General features: G+C 56.2%; 13 protein-coding genes. 8 read left to right on the top strand and 5 right to left on the bottom strand.

Annotated features, from left to right (window positions below):
- Positions 1-99 precede the first annotated feature (99 nt).
- Positions 100-1,983 carry an ABC-F family ATP-binding cassette domain-containing protein gene (locus tag QRN85_RS10475; protein ID WP_113169974.1) on the top strand — a complete coding sequence of 628 codons (1,884 nt, stop codon included), beginning with the start codon at positions 100-102 and terminating at the stop codon, positions 1,981-1,983.
- 168 nt (positions 1,984-2,151) lie between these two features.
- Here the strand turns inward: QRN85_RS10475 and QRN85_RS10470 are convergent, their stop codons facing one another.
- Entirely contained in the window at positions 2,152-5,106 is a 2,955-nt protein-coding gene (locus QRN85_RS10470) for an autotransporter outer membrane beta-barrel domain-containing protein (protein ID WP_284757863.1), read from the bottom strand.
- A gap of 235 nt (positions 5,107-5,341) precedes the next feature.
- On the bottom strand, positions 5,342-7,267 hold the full coding sequence (locus tag QRN85_RS10465) for a sensor histidine kinase (RefSeq protein WP_284757862.1): 1,926 nt from the start codon (positions 7,265-7,267) through the stop codon (positions 5,342-5,344).
- Between the two features lie 298 nt (positions 7,268-7,565).
- Between QRN85_RS10465 and QRN85_RS10460 the strand changes: the two genes are divergently transcribed.
- From QRN85_RS10460 to QRN85_RS10450, 3 genes are all read left to right on the top strand, one after another.
- Positions 7,566-8,282 (top strand): response regulator transcription factor, encoded by a 717-nt coding sequence (locus QRN85_RS10460; RefSeq protein WP_284757861.1) that lies wholly within the window; start codon positions 7,566-7,568, stop codon positions 8,280-8,282.
- Between the two features lie 86 nt (positions 8,283-8,368).
- Positions 8,369-9,214 (top strand): polysaccharide deacetylase family protein, encoded by an 846-nt coding sequence (locus QRN85_RS10455; protein WP_284757860.1) that lies wholly within the window; start codon positions 8,369-8,371, stop codon positions 9,212-9,214.
- Positions 9,215-9,321: 107 nt separating this feature from the next.
- Entirely contained in the window at positions 9,322-10,248 is a 927-nt protein-coding gene (locus QRN85_RS10450) for a Gfo/Idh/MocA family protein (protein WP_284757858.1), read from the top strand.
- Positions 10,249-10,250: 2 nt separating this feature from the next.
- On the opposite strand, the gene QRN85_RS10445 is transcribed toward QRN85_RS10450, so the two are convergent.
- The 3 genes from QRN85_RS10445 to QRN85_RS10435 all read right to left on the bottom strand — a co-directional run bounded on the left by QRN85_RS10445 (position 10,251) and on the right by QRN85_RS10435 (position 13,442).
- A complete protein-coding gene (locus QRN85_RS10445) occupies positions 10,251-11,279 on the bottom strand; it encodes a GGDEF domain-containing protein (protein WP_113169941.1) in 1,029 nt (342 codons plus the stop codon).
- Positions 11,280-11,469: 190 nt separating this feature from the next.
- The gene (locus tag QRN85_RS10440; protein WP_113169975.1) at positions 11,470-11,919 is read right to left on the bottom strand and encodes a DNA polymerase III subunit chi; all 450 of its coding nucleotides are present in this window, start codon (positions 11,917-11,919) and stop codon (positions 11,470-11,472) included.
- 32 nt (positions 11,920-11,951) lie between these two features.
- On the bottom strand, positions 11,952-13,442 hold the full coding sequence (locus QRN85_RS10435) for a leucyl aminopeptidase (RefSeq protein ID WP_284758828.1): 1,491 nt from the start codon (positions 13,440-13,442) through the stop codon (positions 11,952-11,954).
- 274 nt (positions 13,443-13,716) lie between these two features.
- On the opposite strand from QRN85_RS10435, the gene QRN85_RS10430 reads away from it, so the two are divergent.
- The 4 genes from QRN85_RS10430 (at position 13,717) to QRN85_RS10415 (ending at position 19,571) form a co-directional block, all read left to right on the top strand.
- Complete coding sequence (locus QRN85_RS10430) at positions 13,717-14,883, top strand: LptF/LptG family permease (RefSeq protein ID WP_062586994.1); 1,167 nt, start codon at positions 13,717-13,719, stop codon at positions 14,881-14,883.
- Positions 14,880-15,965 (top strand): LPS export ABC transporter permease LptG, encoded by a 1,086-nt coding sequence (lptG, locus tag QRN85_RS10425; RefSeq protein WP_112961334.1) that lies wholly within the window; start codon positions 14,880-14,882, stop codon positions 15,963-15,965. The genes QRN85_RS10430 and lptG overlap by 4 nt, the downstream gene beginning before the upstream one ends.
- Positions 15,965-18,337 carry an LPS-assembly protein LptD gene (locus QRN85_RS10420; RefSeq protein ID WP_284757854.1) on the top strand — a complete coding sequence of 791 codons (2,373 nt, stop codon included), beginning with the start codon at positions 15,965-15,967 and terminating at the stop codon, positions 18,335-18,337. Before lptG ends, QRN85_RS10420 begins: the two co-directional genes overlap by 1 nt.
- A 289-nt stretch (positions 18,338-18,626) precedes the next feature.
- Positions 18,627-19,571 carry a SurA N-terminal domain-containing protein gene (locus QRN85_RS10415; RefSeq protein ID WP_284757852.1) on the top strand — a complete coding sequence of 315 codons (945 nt, stop codon included), beginning with the start codon at positions 18,627-18,629 and terminating at the stop codon, positions 19,569-19,571.

The raw sequence follows: 19,571 nt of genomic DNA, 5'->3' as shown, positions 1-19,571 counted from the left end.
AATGAAAACAACTGATATCCCCCATCAATGTTCTTGGTGGATCATTTCCTGCTCTGCGCCCCTCTTGCCTTCGCGCCAATCATCCGCCAAAACCCCGTCATGATTACCATCACCGATGTCTCCGCCCGTATTGCTGGCCGCCTTCTTCTTGACCACGCCAGTGTGTCTCTTCCAACCGGCACGAAAGCCGGTCTGGTCGGTCGTAATGGTGCGGGCAAGTCCACCCTCTTTCGCATCATCACCGGCGACCTTGGCGCGGAAACGGGCTCTGTCTCGATCCCTAAGAATGCGCGCATGGGACAGGTGGCGCAGGAAGCGCCTGCGACGGAAGAAAGCCTTATCGACATCGTGCTTGCGGCTGACAAGGAACGCGCCGCCCTGATGCTGGAATCCGAAACGGCCACCGATCCCGGTCGTATCGCCGATATACAGATGAGGCTGGTCGATATCGACGCCCACTCGGCAGAAGCGCGCGCATCAAGCATTCTGGCAGGTCTCGGTTTCGATCAGGATGCCCAGCTCAGACCCGCATCTTCGTTCTCCGGTGGGTGGCGTATGCGCGTGGCGCTCGCATCCGTTCTGTTCGCGGAGCCGGATCTGCTGCTGCTGGACGAGCCGACCAACTATCTCGACCTTGAAGGCACGTTGTGGCTCGAGGATTATATTCGCCGCTACCCCTACACCGTCATCATCATCAGCCATGATCGCGACCTGCTGAACAACGCGGTCAATTCCATTGTCCATCTCGATCAGAAGAAGCTCACCTTTTATCGCGGCGGATACGATCAGTTCGAGCGTCAGAAAGCAGAGGCCGACGAGCTGCAGACGAAGGCCAAGGCCAAGAACGACGCGGCCCGCAAGCATCTGCAGAGCTTCATTGATCGTTTCAAGGCCAAGGCGTCCAAGGCAAAGCAGGCCCAGAGCCGCGTAAAGGCACTTGAGCGCATGGGCACTGTGTCTTCCGTAATCGAAGATCACGTTCAGCCGATCACCTTTCCAGAACCGGAAAAGCAGCCCGCCTCACCCATCGTGGCCATCAATGGCGGCGCGGTTGGCTATGAGCCCGGCAAGCCGATCCTCAAAGGCCTGAACCTGCGCATCGACAATGACGATCGCATCGCCCTTCTCGGCTCGAACGGCAACGGTAAGTCGACCTTCGCCAAGTTCATTTCAGGACGTCTGGCGCCTGAAAGTGGCGATCTGCGTCTCGCGCCTTCTCTGAAAATCGGCTTTTTCGCCCAGCATCAGCTCGATGACCTTGTACCGGAAGAAAACCCGGTGGAGCATGTGCGCAAGCTCATGCCACAAGCGCCTGAAGCGAAGGTGCGGGCGCGCGTGGCGCAAATGGGTCTGGCCACCGAGAAGATGGCGACACCTGCCAAGGATCTCTCCGGTGGTGAAAAGGCCCGCCTGCTGATGGGGCTTGCAGCTTTTCACGCGCCGAACCTTCTCATTCTCGACGAACCGACGAACCATCTGGATATCGACAGCCGCCGCGCGCTTATTGAGGCACTGAACGATTATGATGGCGCCGTTATTCTCATCTCGCATGATCGCCACCTGATCGAAGCGACAGTGGACCGCCTGTGGCTCGTCAACAATGGAACCGTCACAACGTTCGAAGGCGATATGGACGAGTACCGGGATCTCATTGTCTCCGCCGGTAAAAAAAAAGAAGAAAAAGTTGAAATCGTCGTAGACGGCGGGACAAAAGCCGAGCAACGCAAGGCCAATGCCGAAAAGCGTGCATCGCTGGCCCCGCTCAAGAAGAAGATCAACGATCTCGAGGCTTTGACCGCAAAGCTTGAGAAGCTGATTCAAGCGCTTGATAAGGAGCTTGGTGACCCTGCACTGTACGAAAAGGCGCCAGCCAAGGCAGCCCTGAAGGTGAAGGAGCGCGGCGAAGCCGCCAGCAAGCTGGCCGACGCCGAAGAGCAATGGCTTCTTCTTTCCAGCGAGTATGAAGAGGCTATGGCAAGCTGAGGCATTTCGAGCTTTGAGCGTGAAAAGATAAGGCGGCACAAGTGCCGCCTTTTTTATTGAAGTTATGGTCTTGCGCATTCGCTGGCAGAAGAACTCTCTGGCATCTTTTGACAGCGGCAGTGCGCGGAAGGCGGCTTGAGCCGCCGCCTCCCCTTTGTGAAGGTGAGATCAGAATTTCACGCGGAACTTTGCGTTCGCGCCGTGATCGTAGGCATTCGAACCGACTTGGCCATTGTAGCTGACGCTGATGGTCGAAGATGGCGTCACCGTGAAGTCTACACCGGCTTCAAGCAGAGCCGTGTTGCGATCAACCGGCGTGCTGCTGACGGAGAAGCTGTCACCGCTTGCAAAGCGTGCCGTCGAGACAGGATTGACGTCGCCATAGGCATGCATCCAGCCTACTGTTCCCCGCACAACCGAAGCAACGCTGCCTAGCTCAAAGTCCTTCGACGCACGAAGGCCAGCTGTGGTGTAGGTGGTGTTCATCGTGGATGAGGCGACTGTGAGAGCCGCATTGCCGCCGGTTTCGCTGAAGCCATCGGTCTTCATGCGGGTATGTGCGAGCGATGCGAAAGGCTCCAGTGCCGACTTGCCGAGGTCAACGCGATAGGCCAGTTCGCCATAGGCATTAAGACTGGAGGCGTCATAGGCGCCTTGCAGCGTCTGGCCGAGAACAGTCACATTGCGCGTGGTGCTGACATCATGCCAGGTGTAGTTCATGCCGGTGCGGAACGAGACAGCGCCCCACTTCGTGCCGGCATAGCTTCCCAGATGATAGTTGGTGCTGTCGCCATCGCTGTTTTCGCTGTCGAAGAACGAGCGGCTGTAACCACCGAGCAAGCCGACCCGCCAGTCTTTTCCAAGACCGACGTCACCACCCACCAGCACACCGCCGTTTGAAACGTCGGTATCGCTTGCGCCGTCGGTACCGTCTACCTTACCCCAGGAGCCAAAGCCGTTGATCCATGTCGCAAAGCGATCAGTATCGAAGTTCTTCTTCGGCTCGAAGGCCGCAAAGCGCTCATCCTTGACGGGCTCTTTCTTCTCCTCGGCATAGCCGAGCGCCATGGAGGACGGAGCCGCCACTCCGTCCGTGACCGCGCGAACGCGGCCATTCAGCGCCGTGTTGACGGCGCGATTGGTCTGCGTGAAAGCACCCTGTGCCGTGGCATACACATCGCCGGAAAGCTGCTCATAGGCTTCCTGCGCTTGGTCTACATCCAGATTCAGAAGGCTGTTGTAAAGCGCAAGCGAGGCACTTCCAGTCGTCCGGTCAAGACTATCCAGCGCTGACGCGAGCGAACGCTGATTGGCATTTTTTGCGATCGGGGTGAAAACGTCGTTATCGTTCCCATCATCCGGAACCGGACCGGTACCGGCACCAGTGTCGCTACCATCACCGCCACTGGAGCCGGAATCGCCCGACCCGGCGCCACTACCAGTATCGCCAGCGTCGTTAGACTTTAACGCGACGCGGAGGTAGACATTTTTCCCGTCATCTTCAGTGTATGTTTGGACATCGAGGAACGCTGAGTTGTTCACGACCTGGCTGAATCCGCCCGTGTCGTTGCTGCCAGCGGTCATGATCTTGTATATCTGCGTATCATGATAATCAGTCTGACTATCCAGAGCCGTGACCCTTACGACCGCCCCGCTATCAATCGTCAACTTTCCAGTGACGTCTACTCGGTCGCTGATTGCCAGAGTCGAGTTGGCCTCTATCTCGCTGCTAAGGTCTACCGCATATGTTGTGTTGCTTGCCAGCTCGAGATCACCGTCAATCGTCAATGTACCGATTGGACTGAGAGCCCCTCTGGTCTGATTATTCGCTGTATGCAGGCCCGGAGAGAGCGTGCTGCCGCCCCACAAAGTGGTGTCTCCAACGGTACCTGTGCCACCCAGCGTGCCTCCAGTATATACTCCAACCGTGCCACCCAACTCTCCGGTTACATCGAGCGTGCCGCCACCAATGTTAGTGGTACCCGTGAACAGCGATCCGTCGCTGGATAGTTTCGTGATCCCGGCATAATGGTAAATCTGACCGGGACCCTTGATATCTGAGGAGAATTCGTAGTTCGTATCCGTATGATTGAAATTGAGCTGACCGCCCGGTGAGCTGAACACAAGTTCTTCAGCCAGAAGCTGACCGGCAGCGACCGCGGGCGAATTCATGGCGCCGCCGATATTCACGACGCCCCCGCGGGAACCTGAGTCTACCGTAATCGTGCCGTCATAGAGGCCTGTATTACTGTCAACGGCTCCGACCGTGACCTGCCCATCATTGGCGATTGTCAGCGTTCCGCTACCCCCACCACCAACGGTCAAGCCAGATGTGTTATGCCAGGCGGAGCCGGCTCCGGTGACAGTCACAGTGCCAGTTCCGTATAAGGTGGACATCATGGTAAAAATAACGCCACCCACAAGGCCCTCGCCACTGCTGACCACGCCGCCGCCTTCGACAAGAAGCGTACCGATGCCACCCTGACCAACCGTGAGGGAGTTGGTGACGTCAAATGTCGAACCCGCACCCGACACGGTCATCGAGCTTTCACCGCTTTGACCTGCTATGTAAGCATAGGAGGAGCTAGCATCAGCCCCATTCTCGACCGTAAGCGAAGCGTTCCCTTGATCGCCGACGATGAGGTCATAGGTCGCATCAAGAGACGAGCCATCACCAGATAAATTTACCGCGGCAGCACTACCGTCATATGTCGCCATACTAATACTGCTGCCTTTGAACTGGCCGCCATCCTCGACCGCCAACAAACCGTTTCCAAATTGACCGACATTGACGTTATTGACCGATGTTAACTTGGCACCTTGGGTCAATGTCACCGAGCCAATCGCACCTGCTTGCGAGCCAATTGACGTCGCACCGAATTGAACATTTGCTCCATCATTGATCGTCAGGTCTGCTCTGGACGTGTAGCCGACATAGAGGTTTTCGCTACTCCGATCCGCGCTGCTGTCAATGGTGGCTAACCCGGTATTATAGGTCTCGTCCGCCAGCACAGACTGCGGCATGGTCAACAAAACCGTGGAAGCCAAAAGCATTGCCCGCTTCATGGCGCGTGTCTTTTTGTCCTGCGCCTGATTCCCTGGCGTCGTCACAGTGTAGAACATCCATTACCCCCGAATTCCAAAATTTATGGTTGCGGCCCGCATTGTGCGAATCCTGCCGCGCCTGTTCCGGAAAGTAACCAAAGAGTTGAAATGGCGTAAGTTTTTCTATGTAACAGATGTATCTGAACGTAACGCCAGGTAACAAAAACTGTGACCTGCAGGCAACATTCCGACAAGAAGTGAATAGCGAAATATTCTTACATTCTGAAGCATATGAAGACGCGGCACAGAGCCATCATAGGGCCATCGCGATCGGCAGAATCAGACTGATCGTCGTTCCCTGACCCTCGTTGCTTTGCACCTCCACCCGCCCGCAATGCGCGACACAGATTTTCTCAACAAGGAACAGGCCCAGACCCGAGCCTTCAATGGTGCCTGAATTTGCACCACGTCTGGCATTTTCAAAGATATGGGGCAGATCGCCAGCGGGAATGCCGATGCCACGATCCCGGACCTCAACGACAATCTCGTTCTTGATGTGTCTGAGGGACAAACAGATGGAGGACTGAGCGTCTGGGGGGCTGTATTTCAGCGCATTTTCCAAGAGATTTACAATGGCAAGTGCCAGCATGTCGGCATCTGCGGCCAGCGTCACCGCCGCCACCTCATCAGGTGTATCCACAATCAGTTGCGGGTCATTGAGTAGATCCCTGGTTCGCTGGAGTGCGGAAGCGACGACGACCCCGATCGCAACCTTCGCCAGCTTGGGCCGGTATGAAGCGCCCTGCAGGCGACTGCGCGATAGATTGACTTCCAGTATTTCCGCCAGACGCGCCACCGCGCGACGTATGCGCGAGATCCGCGTCAGATTTGCCTGATCGATATTCTCTAAAGTGACTGCCATGGCATCGATATTTGACCGTACCGACGCAAGTGGCGTGCGGTACTGGTGTGAGACGACTTCCAGAAACCTGACTTGGCGCAGTTGCGATTCCATCTCTGACTGTAGCGCCTCCTCTGCCCGTTTGCGTGCTACCACCAGTTCACGCGTCCGCTCCTCTACCAACCGCGTGGCGGCATGTTCCGCTTCCTGGGCCATTCGAAGTGCCTGCGCCTGCATGGCAAGGTTAAGCGTTTCGGCGGCACGTAGACGACTGGCGACCGCGCCGGTAAAAAAGAGCACCTGAAGAAGCGCCATGATTCCGTAAATATTGAATGTCCACTCCGGTAGCCAACTGGCACCCATGCGCTGCATGATGCCGATGCTGGAACCAAGGCCGACGAGCGTGCAGGCAATGGCCGTCAGCGTGCTGGCCCGATCATTCTGGTTAACCTGCCGCCACCCCAGCGCCATTGTCATCAATGCACCGAGGATGGACGTGACCGAGCCGTAGGGACCGAACATGATCGAATGCCCGAAAAGAGCAAACCCGACGCCGATAACGCCGATCACCGCGACTGCCAGAAAAATTGGGTAGAACGCCTTTTCACGACGCGGGATATCGAGGATGTGCGCATAGGCCAGAGCGTGCGCCGTCAGACCCGCCCAGGCGTTTACCCCGAGAAACCTGTCATTCCAGAAGCCATTGTCGGGAAAAATGAAGACAGTGCTCAGCCCAAGATTGCCGAGATAGACAAGGATGACGTTCAGCGTCGACACCGCAAGCAGGATATATCCGACTTTTCGATCAAAGTAATAAAAGACGAGCTGTGTCAGCAACAGTATGGACATGCCACCGAACCACAGCCCTAACGCCAAACCTTCTGCCAAACGCCTGACCCCGATGCTCTCCAGCGGTTCGAGTGTCATGCTGATCTGTGTGAAGGAAGACTCGTTGTGCAGACGGACATAAACATACGTCGATCGCCCGGGAAGGAGCGAGATTTTCACGGCGGGGGCGATGGGAGACAAACCATCCCGCTGCAGCGTCCGGTGATCGCCGAAGGAAAAGTGCTGGAATTGGTCAGCGCGATCATGGTGCCCGGGATACGAAATGTGGGCATCAATGAAATTGAGAAAATTGGGCGCCATGGATAACAGCGCGTCTGTTTCCTCGGTACCGAGAACTTCGAACTTCAGCCAATACACTTTTCTAGTGTATCCCATATTCGCCGTCTTCCCCGGCAAGGGTGCGAATTTTGACTGCCACTCCTTTTTCAGGACATCATCGAGTTGGAGGCGGCCACTCTCGTCAGTCAGAACCGAGAGATGACCATCCATAACCGGCAATTCGCCAGCAACAGCAGCGACGTACGAAAAGCACAAAAGGAAAAAGACGAGTGCCGCAGGCACAGAGGCTGCAGCCAAACGCCGATAAAACCGCGAGCAAGACGACATCCGGGGGTCGCATCGCCTGCCGCCAAGCGCAACCAGAGGAAAATTAAGTCTCATCGAAAAATAAACATTAGTGAAATAATATTCACAATCTAAAGTATAAATCACAATAAACCAGCATTAATTTGCCATCTGAATCAATATAGACATAATATTGCAAAATCGAAAATGATGGCAAATACTGATGCACGCTTATTTAAAGCCTCACCTCGTCGTGGTTGAGGATGATACGGACCTGAGAAAAAGCTTATCTGAATATATGCAACTTCGGGGCTTCGAGGTTTTCGAGGCAGCCACCGGGCTTGAATTCCACGACATCGTGAAGAGCAAACAGGTGGATGTCGCTGTTCTGGATGTCAATCTTCCCGATGTGAGCGGCCTTGACCTTGCCCGTTTTCTCTCCAACAGGGACGACGTGGGCATCATTATGCTGACTGCGCTAAACGGCAGAGAGGACAGACGCCTCGGCTATGATGGCGGTGCTGATCTCTATTTCACTAAACCGTTTGACAGTGAAGAACTCGCGCTGGCGGCCACAAACCTGGTGAAGCGCATCCGGCGCAGGGAAAGACCCGCAACCAAGCTCAGTCCAAAGGAAAACCGTAATTGGCTTCTCGACCGAAAAAGACAGACACTGTCTTCGCCAGAGGGGACAGAGGTATCGCTGTCTGGCAAAGAAGTCCTTCTGATCGAGTTCCTGGCGCGTCATTCCGAACCGACCGTGCCGCGCATTGACATGCTCAGGCTTTTCGATCCCGGTAACAATGATCCATTCAGTCGACGTTTGGACATGGCATTCGGACGGTTGCGAAGCAAGGCTTCCCATGCGGGCATAAATCTGCCAGTGCAAGTCATCCGCGGCATCGGCTTGAGACGTCTGGAGATCATTCAGGTCGTTTGACTGACCAAAGAGCCAGTAACTTTGAATTAACCATAATAGGAGAAAGCTCCAAAGCAACGTCACACTGATTTGCCTGGGCTTTCTACATGCGCTTTTACTCACTTATGCTGACGGCAACCCTTGCCGCGTGCCTCTCCAGTTGCGCGGGCAAACCTCAATCCGATACGTCTCTCAAAACCTCTTTCGCCGCTACCATGCCCTCCGCGCCCGGCCTCAAGGCTACCGATCCCGTAGCGCTTTCGCCGGTGGCCTGGGTGCGACCGCGCAATCCCGCAGGGCTGGCAGGGCGTGATATTGAGGTATCGTCGCTTGAAGATATAGCGCTGGCCAACAAGGAAGTCGTGTTGAGCTTCGACGACGGGCCGGTTCCCGGCAAGACCGAGAGCATATTGGCGACGCTGGACGAATTTGGCGTGAAGGCAACCTTTCTTATGGTGGGGGAAATGGCGCAGGCGCATCCGGCCATTGCCAGGAAAGTCGCTGCCGCTGGCCACAGCATCGGCAGCCACACTTTCAGCCACCCGAACCTGCGCGCTATCGCTTTCGACCGTGCGTTGGCCGAGGTTTCAAAGGGCACGACTGCAGTGGCAAAGGCCACCGACACCGATGTGTCATTCTTCCGCTTTCCTTATCTTGCCGATAGCCCACGACTGCGCCACCTGTTGGGTGAACGGGGCATGGTCATCATGGATGTCCAGATCGACTCGAAGGATTACTTCAAGGACGCGCCCGCCGTCGTCGCCTCACGCACGATGGAAGCGATTCGCCATCGCGGCAGCGGCATCATTCTCATGCACGATATCCATAGGCGTACCGCGTCCATGCTGCCCGCCCTGCTGACCCAACTGAAAGCAGAGGGCTACAAGGTGGTGCATCTGGTTCATAAAAAGCCAGCCGCCAAGACGATGCTGCTTGCATCCCTCACCCACTGAACAGGAATAGCCCAAGCTGCTGGTGTTGCCCTTGCCGACGTGCGGGTTTCTGCTAGAACTCGAAAAGTACTATTATTCGACTGCAACATTAAGACGGGTTCTCTTTCATGTCAGCCACCAAGCTCGCCATCGTCGGCGTCGGCAAAATCGTTCGCGATCAGCATCTTCCAGCCATCGCTGCCAATCCGGATTTCGATCTCGTCGCAACAGCCAGCCGTCATGGCACTGTTGAAGGCGTGCCCTCTTACGGCACCATCGAAGCCATGCTCGAAGCAGCACCGGAGGTGCAGGCTGTATCTCTATGTATGCCACCCCAGTATCGCTACACGGCAGCCTATGCCGCGCTGAACGCAGGCAAGCACGTCTTTCTGGAAAAGCCGCCGGGCGCTACGCTGTCAGAAGTGCAGGATCTGGTCCGACTGGCCGATTCCAAGGGTCTTTCACTTTTCGCCAGCTGGCATTCCCGCTACGCGCCAGCGGTTGAAGCAGCCAAGAGCTTCCTCGCCTCGACCAAAATCAACAGCGTTCACGTGATCTGGAGGGAAGACGTACGCCACTGGCACCCGAATCAGGAATGGATCTGGCAGGCTGGCGGGCTTGGTGTGTTCGATCCCGGCATCAATGCCTTGTCGATCATCACGCATATTCTGCCGCGCGCACTCTTCATCACCAAAGCGACGCTAGAATTCCCGGAAAATCGGGATGCGCCGATCGCGGCCGACATCCAGTTTTCCGATGTCACGCAAATGCCTGTCCATGCCGAATTCGACTGGCGCCAGACCGGCAAGCAGAGCTGGGATATCGTGGCCGAGACCGAGGCCGGGCAAATGATTCTTTCGGAAGGCGGCGCGAAGCTTTCGATTGCTGGCGAGCAGAAGATGTCTGAGCCCGAGCGGGAGTACCCTGCCCTTTACGAGCGTTTTGCAGAGATCATCAAGGCCAAGACCTCCGATGTCGATCTTGCTCCGCTGACGCATGTGGCCGACGCCTTCCTGCTTGGCCGCCACAAATTCGTGGATTCCTTCTACGATTGATCTTAGCTGGCGCGGCTTACGAAACGGTCGCGCCCCGCCTTCTTGGCCTGATACAGGGCCTCATCCACACTTTGCAGAAGAGCCAGGCAGTCCTGTCCGGCCTGGGGTGCGATGGCACCGCCGATGCTGAGTGGGGCATGGATATGGCGTCCCTCGATTGTGAAGGGCTGCCTGAAAGCCTCCAGCAATCTCTCGGCAAGCACAGCCAGCTCTGACGAATCAGCCGGGCGCGGAACGAAAACCGCAAACTCGTCGCCTCCCATGCGCACGGCAATATCCGTTGGCCGGATGACTTCGCGAATGCGCGCTGCCGCCTCATGCAGGACGCTATCACCAACGCTGTGACCAAGCGTATCGTTGATCGCCTTGAAGCCATCCATGTCGAGATACAGCGCACCAAATGTTTCATTCGATTGCAGGGCGGCATACATCTGCGAATCGACAAGCGCGCTCAATGCCTTGCGGTTGTAAAACCCGGTGAGCGGATCAGTCATGGCAGCTTCGCGCAGCGCACGCTCTGCCAGGCTCATGGTGAAATTGGCCTTTTGCAAACGTAGCAGTGCCCCCGCAAGCACGGAGAACTGCCTGAGACTTTCGACCTCTGACGGCTGAAGTTGACGCGGCGACGTGTCGAGAATGCAGAACGCTCCGACAGTAAGTCCTGGCTCGAGCTCAATTGGCGCGCCAGCGTAAAACCGGAACTGAGGACCGCCTGTCACATAGGGAAAGCCTCGCAATTCCGGATGCAGGCTCAGATCGGGAACCACCAGCACGTCATTGGAAAGCACAACGCGTGTGCAGATGGAGATGTCACGGGAACATTCACTCACCTGTATTCCGGCCTGATGGGCGATCCGCAGCCAGTCTTCGTCCACTATATGGATGGCGGCGCGATCCATGCCGAACACACTTTTTGCAAGGTCTGAAAGCGCAGCCAGCTCTGGCGTCGGGCCAGACTGAAGGGAGAGAATCGAGCGCACTGCGACAAGGCGTTCCGCTTCGTTGACTGGCCAGGGGGCGGATTGACCCATTTCATTCTCCTCGACTGACGACTGAAGCTCCGTTCTTCGCGCCTTCTTACACAATTCCCGTTAATTCACTACATTAGGCAATGCGAATTTGAAAACACTCACGCGTGATCATTTCGTTCGTGAACGAGATTGCTCTGACCAAGTTGTGGACTGCAGTTAAAAATGTGTTCTCGAAGCAGATGATGGGGCGTCATGCCTTCTTCTGCCAGCGTCCCTCTGGGGATTGCTGCCAATAGGTCAGTGTATGCCCCTCGCCTTTCAGCTTTTTCCATTGGCCGCGTGCCGCCTCCAGCTGCTCGGCATCATAGCCATCGAACATGAAGACGATGCGCTCATAGGCGTCCACGACCGGCGGCTCGGCGCCATCGACGATGAAGCGGACATTGGCGGCGTTGGAATTTTCACCACTCGCCATCAGCAGGACTGGTTGCTGGGCCGCATTTTCCGCCGCATCGGTGCCATGCGGCATGAAGCTGTCATCCCTGTATGTCCAGAGATGCACATCAAGTGCGTCCCGACGCTCCATGGACGCTGTCTGGACCGCGACTTTCCAGCCGCGCTCCAGTGATTTCTCCAGAAGGGGCGGAAGGGCATCTTCCAGCTTCGATTCCGTCAAATGGTAAAACAGTATCTCTGTCATCGAAACGCCCGTACCGGCTTCCCCGTCAAGTTTCAATCCTCATAGTTTGCGCGAACCAGCTCGTTGAGCAGGCGCACGCCATAACCGGTACCCCAGGACTGGTTGATTTCGGTCAGCGGAGCGCCCATTGCAGTTCCGGCAATATCCAGATGAGCCCATGGGGTCTCGCCCACGAAGCGTTTGAGGAATTGCGCGGCGGTGACGGAACCGGCAAGTCGGCCGGAACTGTTCTTCATGTCCGCGAATTTGGAATCGATGATCTTGTCGTAGTCCTTGCCAAGCGGCATCCGCCACAGTTTTTCCTGCGTCGCGTCGCCCGCCTTGGTCAGGCGCTCGGCCAGTTCGTCGTCATTTGAAAACAGACCAGCCTGCAAGTTACCGAGTGCAACCGTGATTGCTCCCGTCAGCGTTGCCAGATTGACCATGAATTTCGGCTTGAAGCGGTCGTTGGTATACCACAGAGCATCTGCCAGCACGAGGCGACCTTCAGCATCGGTGTTGATGATCTCGATGGTCTGGCCGGACATGGATGTGACGATGTCCCCAGGGCGCTGCGCATTTCCGTCGGGCATGTTTTCCACGAGACCGATAACGCCAATCACATTCGCCTTCGCCTTGCGGGCAGCGAGCGTATGCATGAGGCCGATGACCGCGGCCGCGCCGCCCATATCGCCCTTCATGTCTTCCATGCCGGCACCGGGCTTCAGCGAAATGCCACCGGTATCGAAAACGACCCCCTTGCCGACAAAGGCAATAGGTTCATCCTTCTTCGAGCCGCCCTTCCACTGCATGATGGCCAGACGCGGCGGGCGAACTGAGCCTTGAGCCACGCCAAGCAGAGCGCCCATACCCAGTTTCTTCATTTCCTTTTCGCCGAGGATTTCCACATCGACGCCAAGCTTTTTCAGTTCTTCTGCTTTTTCGGCAAATTCCACGGGGCCGAGGACATTTGGCGGAAGGTTGACGAGATCGCGCGCCAGAATCACGCCACCGGCTTCAGCCTGAGCCGTTTCGAAGGCGTGTTTGGCCTGCGCATGGGCGGCCGTTACGATTGTGACGTCGACACTCTTGGGCGTCTTGTCTTCGTCGGACTTCTTCTTCGTCTTGTAGTCGTCAAAGCTATAGGCACGCAGCAAAAGGCCGAGCGCAAAATCGGCTGCTGCCTTGCCATCGACTTCAACGCCGAGAGCGTCCAGATAAATGACGACCTTTCCTGCCTTCTTGAAGTGGGCGGCCGCGGTGCCGCCAGCGCGCAGCCAGTCATGCGCCGTAAGCTTCGCGGCCTTGCCAAGACCGATGATGACGATCCGATCCGCTGGTGAACCTTGCGGCGCCAGCACATCGAGCACACTCATAGACTTGGCGTTAAAGCCCGCCACCCTGGCGGCTTTCTCAAGAACTCCGGAGGGATCGACCTGCGCCTGGCCGGCGGGCGCATTTTCGCCAGATAGCTGCAGCAGAACTGCGCAGGCGTCGTCAAGGGAGGCGGAATTGGCAAAAGATATATCGAACTTGGCGGACATGTTCTCGCTCATCAATGTATTTCAGGATGCGCGGGATCATGGCCTTTTCCCGTCCCGGCGCAACCCTGCAATCGGGTCTGGCGGTGTCAAATTTATGAATCACGTCAATCGAGGCACAAATATTCGTCTATTTGAAAAAGACACAGAGCTGAAAAAAATGACTTCAGAAAACAGTTTTGTGAGCTTTGCGGGATCGCCATCCACGTTTGTTGCAGCTAGATAGTAGCCGTTCCCGCGGGGGGAACTGGCATGACAAGACCGTATCAGGGAATGAATGACGCTTCTTGAACGATACATAATGCGACGCACGACGCAGATGTTTCTGGTCGCGCTGCTGCCAGTTCTGGCCATCATCTGGACGATTCAGGTTCTCCAGAGAATCAATCTCGTGACCGATACCGGCCAATCCATGGGCTCCTTCGTCACGCTGGCGACCATGCTTTTGCCGACGCTGATTCCTGTCGTGCTGCCGTTTGCCCTCGTCATCGCCATCACCCAGACGCTGACGGCGATGAATGCCGATTCCGAACTGGCGATCATTGATGCCTCGGGTGCGCGACGCTCCATCATCTTCAAGCCCATCCTCATATTGGGCGCTGTGCTCAGTCTGGTTTCGTTCGGGATCACGAATTTCGCGGAGCCGCCTGCCCGCACGGCCGCACGGCAAATGGTCGCCGCGGCCTATGCCGACCTTCTCTCATCTGTCATCGAGGAAAAGACCTTCCGCACAATTCAGGACGGTCTTTATGTCCAGATCGGGGAGCGGCAGGGGCGAATCCTGCGCGGCCTGTTCGTTGCCGATCGTCGCGATCCCAATTACGACCTTATCTATTATGCAAAAGAAGGCATGATCGATGAGGGCGGCGCGTCGCTGACCATGCGCGATGGCGAAGTTCAGCAGAAGACACCGGACGGCAAGGTCTCGGTGGTGAAGTTCCTGTCCTACGCTTTCGATCTTTCCACCATGTCGGAGAAGTCCGATAATGAGCCATCCATTTCATCCAGCGATGCGAGCCTCGCATTCCTTCTTTCGCCGGATGAAAATGTCGATAGCTACAAGAAGTCGCCCGGCGGCTTCCGCTCGGAACTGCATCGCCGTCTAGTGGACTGGATGTTCCCCTTTGTTTTTGCCCTGATCTCACTGGTTGTTGCAGCCGATGCGCGGTCTCACCGCGAGGCACGTCTCCATCCAATGGTCGCGGCCTTGATCACCGCCTTCATGCTACGCTGGCTTGGCTTCTATTTCACCAATCAGGTCAAGCAGAGCGCAGCCTTCATACCGCTGGTTTATGCTGTACCCGTTGTTAGTGGCTCGGTGGCCGTGTTCCTGCTTCTCACTGGCAAGAAGCTTCGTATGCCTCACGTCATCCACAACACGGCTGCTGCTCTGCAAAAGCGCATGTCGCCCAAGGTTTCCGGTTCTGGAGGGCAAGGCGCATGATGTTCGGCACCCTCGCCCGTTATTTCCTGAGGCGCTACGCAATCACCACCTTCTGGTTTCTGCTGGGCGTCTCCGCCATCATCTTTCTTGCTGACTTCAGCGAGACAGCAAGGCGCATGTCCGGATTGCCCGGCTATTCCGTGCCAGCCGCGCTGGGCCTCACCGCTCTTCGACTGCCACTGATTCTTCAGCAGACCGTGCCGTTCATCGCCCTTTTCGTGGGTATGACGACCCTGATTTCGCTCAACCGCCGTTACGAGCTGGTGGTCACGAGAGCCGCCGGCATCTCCGCCTGGCAGTTCATCATGCCTTTTGTCGGTGGGGCGGTCATTCTCGGCATATTGTCGGTCACGGTTCTCAATCCCATTGCAGCCTGGGGCGAAAGCCAGTCCCTTGCCGTTGAAGCTGGCTGGCGCAACGAAGGCGGCGCCTCGCGCCAGCAGATTCTTCCATGGTTGCGGCAGAGCAGCGGCGGCCAGGACACGATCATCGGGGCCAAGAGCTTTGAAGACAACGGTACCATGCTGAAAGACGTGGTGCTGATTCATCTCGATAAGGACGGCAACATCCTGAAACGGCAGGATGCGCGCTCGGCTAAATTAGAAGATGGTTACTGGCTTCTTAACGATGTCGCAGAGATCACGCCCGGCCATGTGCCAACCCGGGAAGCGACCGCGAAAATCAGCACCAATTTGAGACAGGAATTCGTTCAGGAGCGTCTCACACAGCCGGAAACCGTTGCTTTCTTTGACCTTTCTCGCAAAATCGAGATCGCACAGTCCTTCGGCCTTTCTTCAAAAGCGCTTGAGACGCAGTACCACTTCCTGTTGTCCATGCCATTTCTTCTCGTCGCGATGACCTTGATCGCCGCGACTGTTTCATTAAAGTTCAGCCGTTTTGCACAGTCTCGTTCAGTGATTCTGGGTGGAATCGTTTCCGGCTTCGTGCTTTATGTAGTAACCGTGCTTGTAAGAGCATTCGGGAGTAGCGGGGTTGTCCCTCCCTTCGTCGCGGTCTGGGTTCCAGTTGTCGTGGCGCTGGCTTTGGGTGCAACCATTCTGCTTCATCAGGAGGACGGCTAGTGGCGGTATTTGACCGCGGGAATATCAGACGGCTTGCGACAGCCCTTCTGACTGGGGCTGCTGTGTGCGCATATGTGGCAACCGCTTCCAGCGTTTTCGCTGAGGACGGTGTCATCGTGGGCGACCCACAAGACCAATCAAAACTCCTGCTTACAGCAAATGAACTAACGTATAATCGTGACACCGAGCGCGTCATCGCGACAGGCGGCGTGCGTATGCACTATTCCGGCTATCGCATGGTCGCCCAGCGCATCGAGTACAATCAGTCGACCGGTCGCGTACTTGCACGTGGCAACATCGAATTGATTGAGCCGGGCGGCAACCGCATCTATGCGGATGAGCTCGACGTGACCGATAATTTCGCGCAGGGCTTCGTCAATACGCTTCGCGTCGAAACGACTGACAACACCCGCATCGCAGGCGAAAGCGCCGAGCGCCTTTCTGAAGATTTGATGGTCCTCAACAACGGCGTTTACACCGCCTGCCTTCCTTGCGCGGAACGCCCCGACAAACCTCCGCTCTGGCAGGTGAAGGCCGAGCGCGTTATCCAGGACGGCAAGACGCATACGGTGCGGCTTGAGAGGGCTCGCTTCGAGCTTTTTGGAAAGTCTATCGCCTATCTGCCCTTCATCACGGTTCCCGACAACACGGTAAAGCGCAAGTCCGGCTTTTTGTTCCCTCGGATGACCGTTACCGACAATCTGGGCTTCGGCGTTGGCGTACCCTATTTCCAGGTGCTGTCCGATACGGCAGACTTAACCGTAACGCCGACATATTATACGGCTCAGGGCCTGTTGCTTGAGGGTGAGTTGCGTCAGCGCTTTGAGACTGGCAGCCACACCCTGCGTGCGGCCGGCATCAATCAGATGAACCCGGATGATTTCGATGCGAACACCAGCGACGCGTTGAACGACAGACGCGCCATGATCGCGTCAAAGGGTGATTTCACCATCAATCCGCGCTGGACATTCGGCTGGGATGCCATGGTCCAGACCGACAACAACTTCTCGCGTACCTATGAGCTGAAGGGCTATAAGAACGGCGTACAGACAAACCGGCTGTACCTTACCGGTCGCGGCGAACGCAATGACTTCGACGCAAATGCCTACTACTTCAATGTTCAGGACAATGACGATTCTGAAGTTGAAGAACGCAAGCAGGCCATTGTCCATCCAGCCGTGGATTATCGCTATTTCCTGCCGGATCCCGTCTATGGCGGCGAGCTGTCGCTCACGACCAACTTCACGAGCCTGACGCGCAGGAACCAGGACGCCTATAATCTGGGTGATTCTGTTCGTTACAACGGGCTTGAAGGAAGCTATACGCGCTTCTCAACCGAAGCTGAATGGAAGCGCACCTTCACATTCGACAGCGGCCTTTTGCTGACGCCTCTTCTGGCTGCACGTGGCGATGCTCTCTGGACGGATATGTCGGCTAACGGTTTCGGTACCGGTCGCAACTATGACGGCACTATCAATGACGATGCGAGCCTCCGCGGAATGGCGACATTCGGCCTCGAGGCCAAGTATCCTGTGCTGTTTACAGCGCTGCACAGCAACCACGTCATCGAGCCGATTGCGCAGATCTTTGTTCGTCCGAACGAGGGTTACGCGGGTGAGCTTCCCAATGAAGACGCGCAGGCGTTCGTGTTCGATGCGACCAACCTGTTTGAGCGCGATAAATTTTCCGGCTTCGATCGCATCGAAGGCGGCACCCGTGCAAATATTGGCGTTCGCTACAACGGCACGTTCGACAATGGTTACGGCATCCGCGCTGTTGCGGGTCAGTCGTTCCACCTCGCTGGCGACAACCCATTCGCTTCGAATGATCTCGTGAACGCCGGTGCAAATTCCGGGCTGGAATCCGACCGTTCGGACTATGTTGCCATGGCAGCGATCGATGCGCCGATCGGTCTGTCACTGTCAACAAGCTTCCGCTTTGATAAAGACAGCTTCGAGGTCAACCGTTCCGAGACGGCTGTTGCCTATACGAATAACCGGATTACCGGCAAAGTCAGCTATACCCAGGTCGATGCGCAGCCCGATTACGGCTATGATAGAAAACGCGATATCATTCAGGCCTCCGGCAAGCTGAGACTGGACGACAACTGGTCGTTGTTCGGTGCCATTAATTACGACATTAACAACAAGTTCTCCAGCGAACGGCGGATCGGCATCCTGTATCAGGATGAATGCACGATCTTCACCGTCAGCTATGCAGACGAAGGCAACATCAACGCAGTCCGCGAGGCCGCCAACGACTGGTCGGTAAATGCGCGTCTCGCCTTCCGTACATTGGGCGATATCAGCGTTGGCTCAGCGGGAACGGACTGGGATGATGCCGATATAGGCTGGAAGCCAACAAATTATTGATCTTCGATCGCGGCGGGGTGAAAGCTCCGCCGTTATTTTTAGCGGGTGTGATAGTCAGAAGTTCCACGCGCCACGGTTTTGCCGCAAGATATCTTCAATGTTCGCCTTCGCTGCGATTGCCGTTTTATTCGGACCGATGATATACACGGTCACAATCACGGTTTTACTGCACCACAAACTGCATTAACCGGCTGGCGAATGGAAACATCCATCTCATCAGATGGTGAAGAACAATCGAAACAAAGTCGTAGCGGTCACGTCAACGACTTGTCGACAGGGAGAGAACAGGATGAATTTCGGAAAGTCGGCGTTGCGAAGTGTAGCATTCGCCTTTGCGATTTTCGCGGTTCCCATGGTTATCGCGCTGCCTGCGGAAAGAGCCGCTGCGGCGAGCGCGGTCAAGGTGGTGGTCAACAAGACCCCGATCACGACTGACGATATTGCCAAGCGCGTCGCATTTTTGAAGTTGCAGCGTCAGTCCGGCAATCTTGCAGAAAAGGCCCGTGAGCAGCTCATCGATGAAGCCCTCAAGCGCGAGGAAATCGGTCGCGTCAAGATGTCGGTCAGCACCGCAGATGTCGACGCCTCCTTTGCCCGCTTCGCCGCTACGAACAAGATGTCCACCGATCAACTGACAAAAGTTCTTGCCCAGGCAGGGGTCGGTGCGGAGCATTTCAAATCTTTCATCGCTGTCCAGATGAGCTGGCCACGTCTTGTAAATGCACGCTATGGCGGACGCAACAAGATGTCGACGCAGGACTTCGTGACGCGGCTCAAGGAGCGCGGCCAGAAGCCGGTGACGAACGAATATTTCCTTCAGCAGATCATCTTCGTTATCCCTGAGGCCAAGCGCAATGCCATCACCGGCAAGCGCAAGGCGGAGGCCGAAGCGTCGCGCAAGCGGTATCCGGGTTGCGACCAGGCCAAGACCTTTGCAGCCACAATGCTTGACGTTTCGATCAAGGATCTTGGCCGCATCATGGAGCCGGAGTTGCCGCCGGACTGGAAGCCACTGGTCGAAAAGACCGCCCAAGGCGGCACGACGGGCACGCGCGTGACCGAAAAGGGTGTTGAATATCTCGCGGTCTGCAAAAAGCAGCAGGTTTCAGACGACTATGCTGCGGAAATCGTTTTCCGTGCCGAAGATCTGACAAAAGCCGAAAAAGGCGAGAATCCGAACGAGAAGAAATACCTGGAAGAGCTGCGGAAGAAAGCCCAGATTACCAGCACCTGA

The organism is Agrobacterium sp. fls2-241-TYG-188a, assembly GCF_030209845.1.
This window is presented reverse-complemented; position numbering and strand designations above follow the sequence as displayed.

Excerpts from the sequence above, each read along its gene's own strand:
- QRN85_RS10475 (WP_113169974.1), top strand. The coding sequence starts at position 100 with ATGATTACCATCACCGATGTCTCCGCCCGTATTGCTGGCCGCCTTCTT.
- QRN85_RS10415 (WP_284757852.1), top strand. The coding sequence starts at position 18,627 with ATGAATTTCGGAAAGTCGGCGTTGCGAAGTGTAGCATTCGCCTTTGCG.
- QRN85_RS10460 (WP_284757861.1), top strand. The coding sequence starts at position 7,566 with ATGCACGCTTATTTAAAGCCTCACCTCGTCGTGGTTGAGGATGATACG.
- QRN85_RS10440 (WP_113169975.1), bottom strand. The coding sequence starts at position 11,919 with ATGACAGAGATACTGTTTTACCATTTGACGGAATCGAAGCTGGAAGAT.
- QRN85_RS10430 (WP_062586994.1), top strand. The coding sequence starts at position 13,717 with ATGACGCTTCTTGAACGATACATAATGCGACGCACGACGCAGATGTTT.
- QRN85_RS10445 (WP_113169941.1), bottom strand. The coding sequence starts at position 11,279 with ATGGGTCAATCCGCCCCCTGGCCAGTCAACGAAGCGGAACGCCTTGTC.
- QRN85_RS10470 (WP_284757863.1), bottom strand. The coding sequence starts at position 5,106 with ATGTTCTACACTGTGACGACGCCAGGGAATCAGGCGCAGGACAAAAAG.
- QRN85_RS10450 (WP_284757858.1), top strand. The coding sequence starts at position 9,322 with ATGTCAGCCACCAAGCTCGCCATCGTCGGCGTCGGCAAAATCGTTCGC.
- QRN85_RS10465 (WP_284757862.1), bottom strand. The coding sequence starts at position 7,267 with ATGGATGGTCATCTCTCGGTTCTGACTGACGAGAGTGGCCGCCTCCAA.
- QRN85_RS10455 (WP_284757860.1), top strand. The coding sequence starts at position 8,369 with ATGCGCTTTTACTCACTTATGCTGACGGCAACCCTTGCCGCGTGCCTC.
- lptG (WP_112961334.1), top strand. The coding sequence starts at position 14,880 with ATGATGTTCGGCACCCTCGCCCGTTATTTCCTGAGGCGCTACGCAATC.
- QRN85_RS10435 (WP_284758828.1), bottom strand. The coding sequence starts at position 13,442 with ATGTCCGCCAAGTTCGATATATCTTTTGCCAATTCCGCCTCCCTTGAC.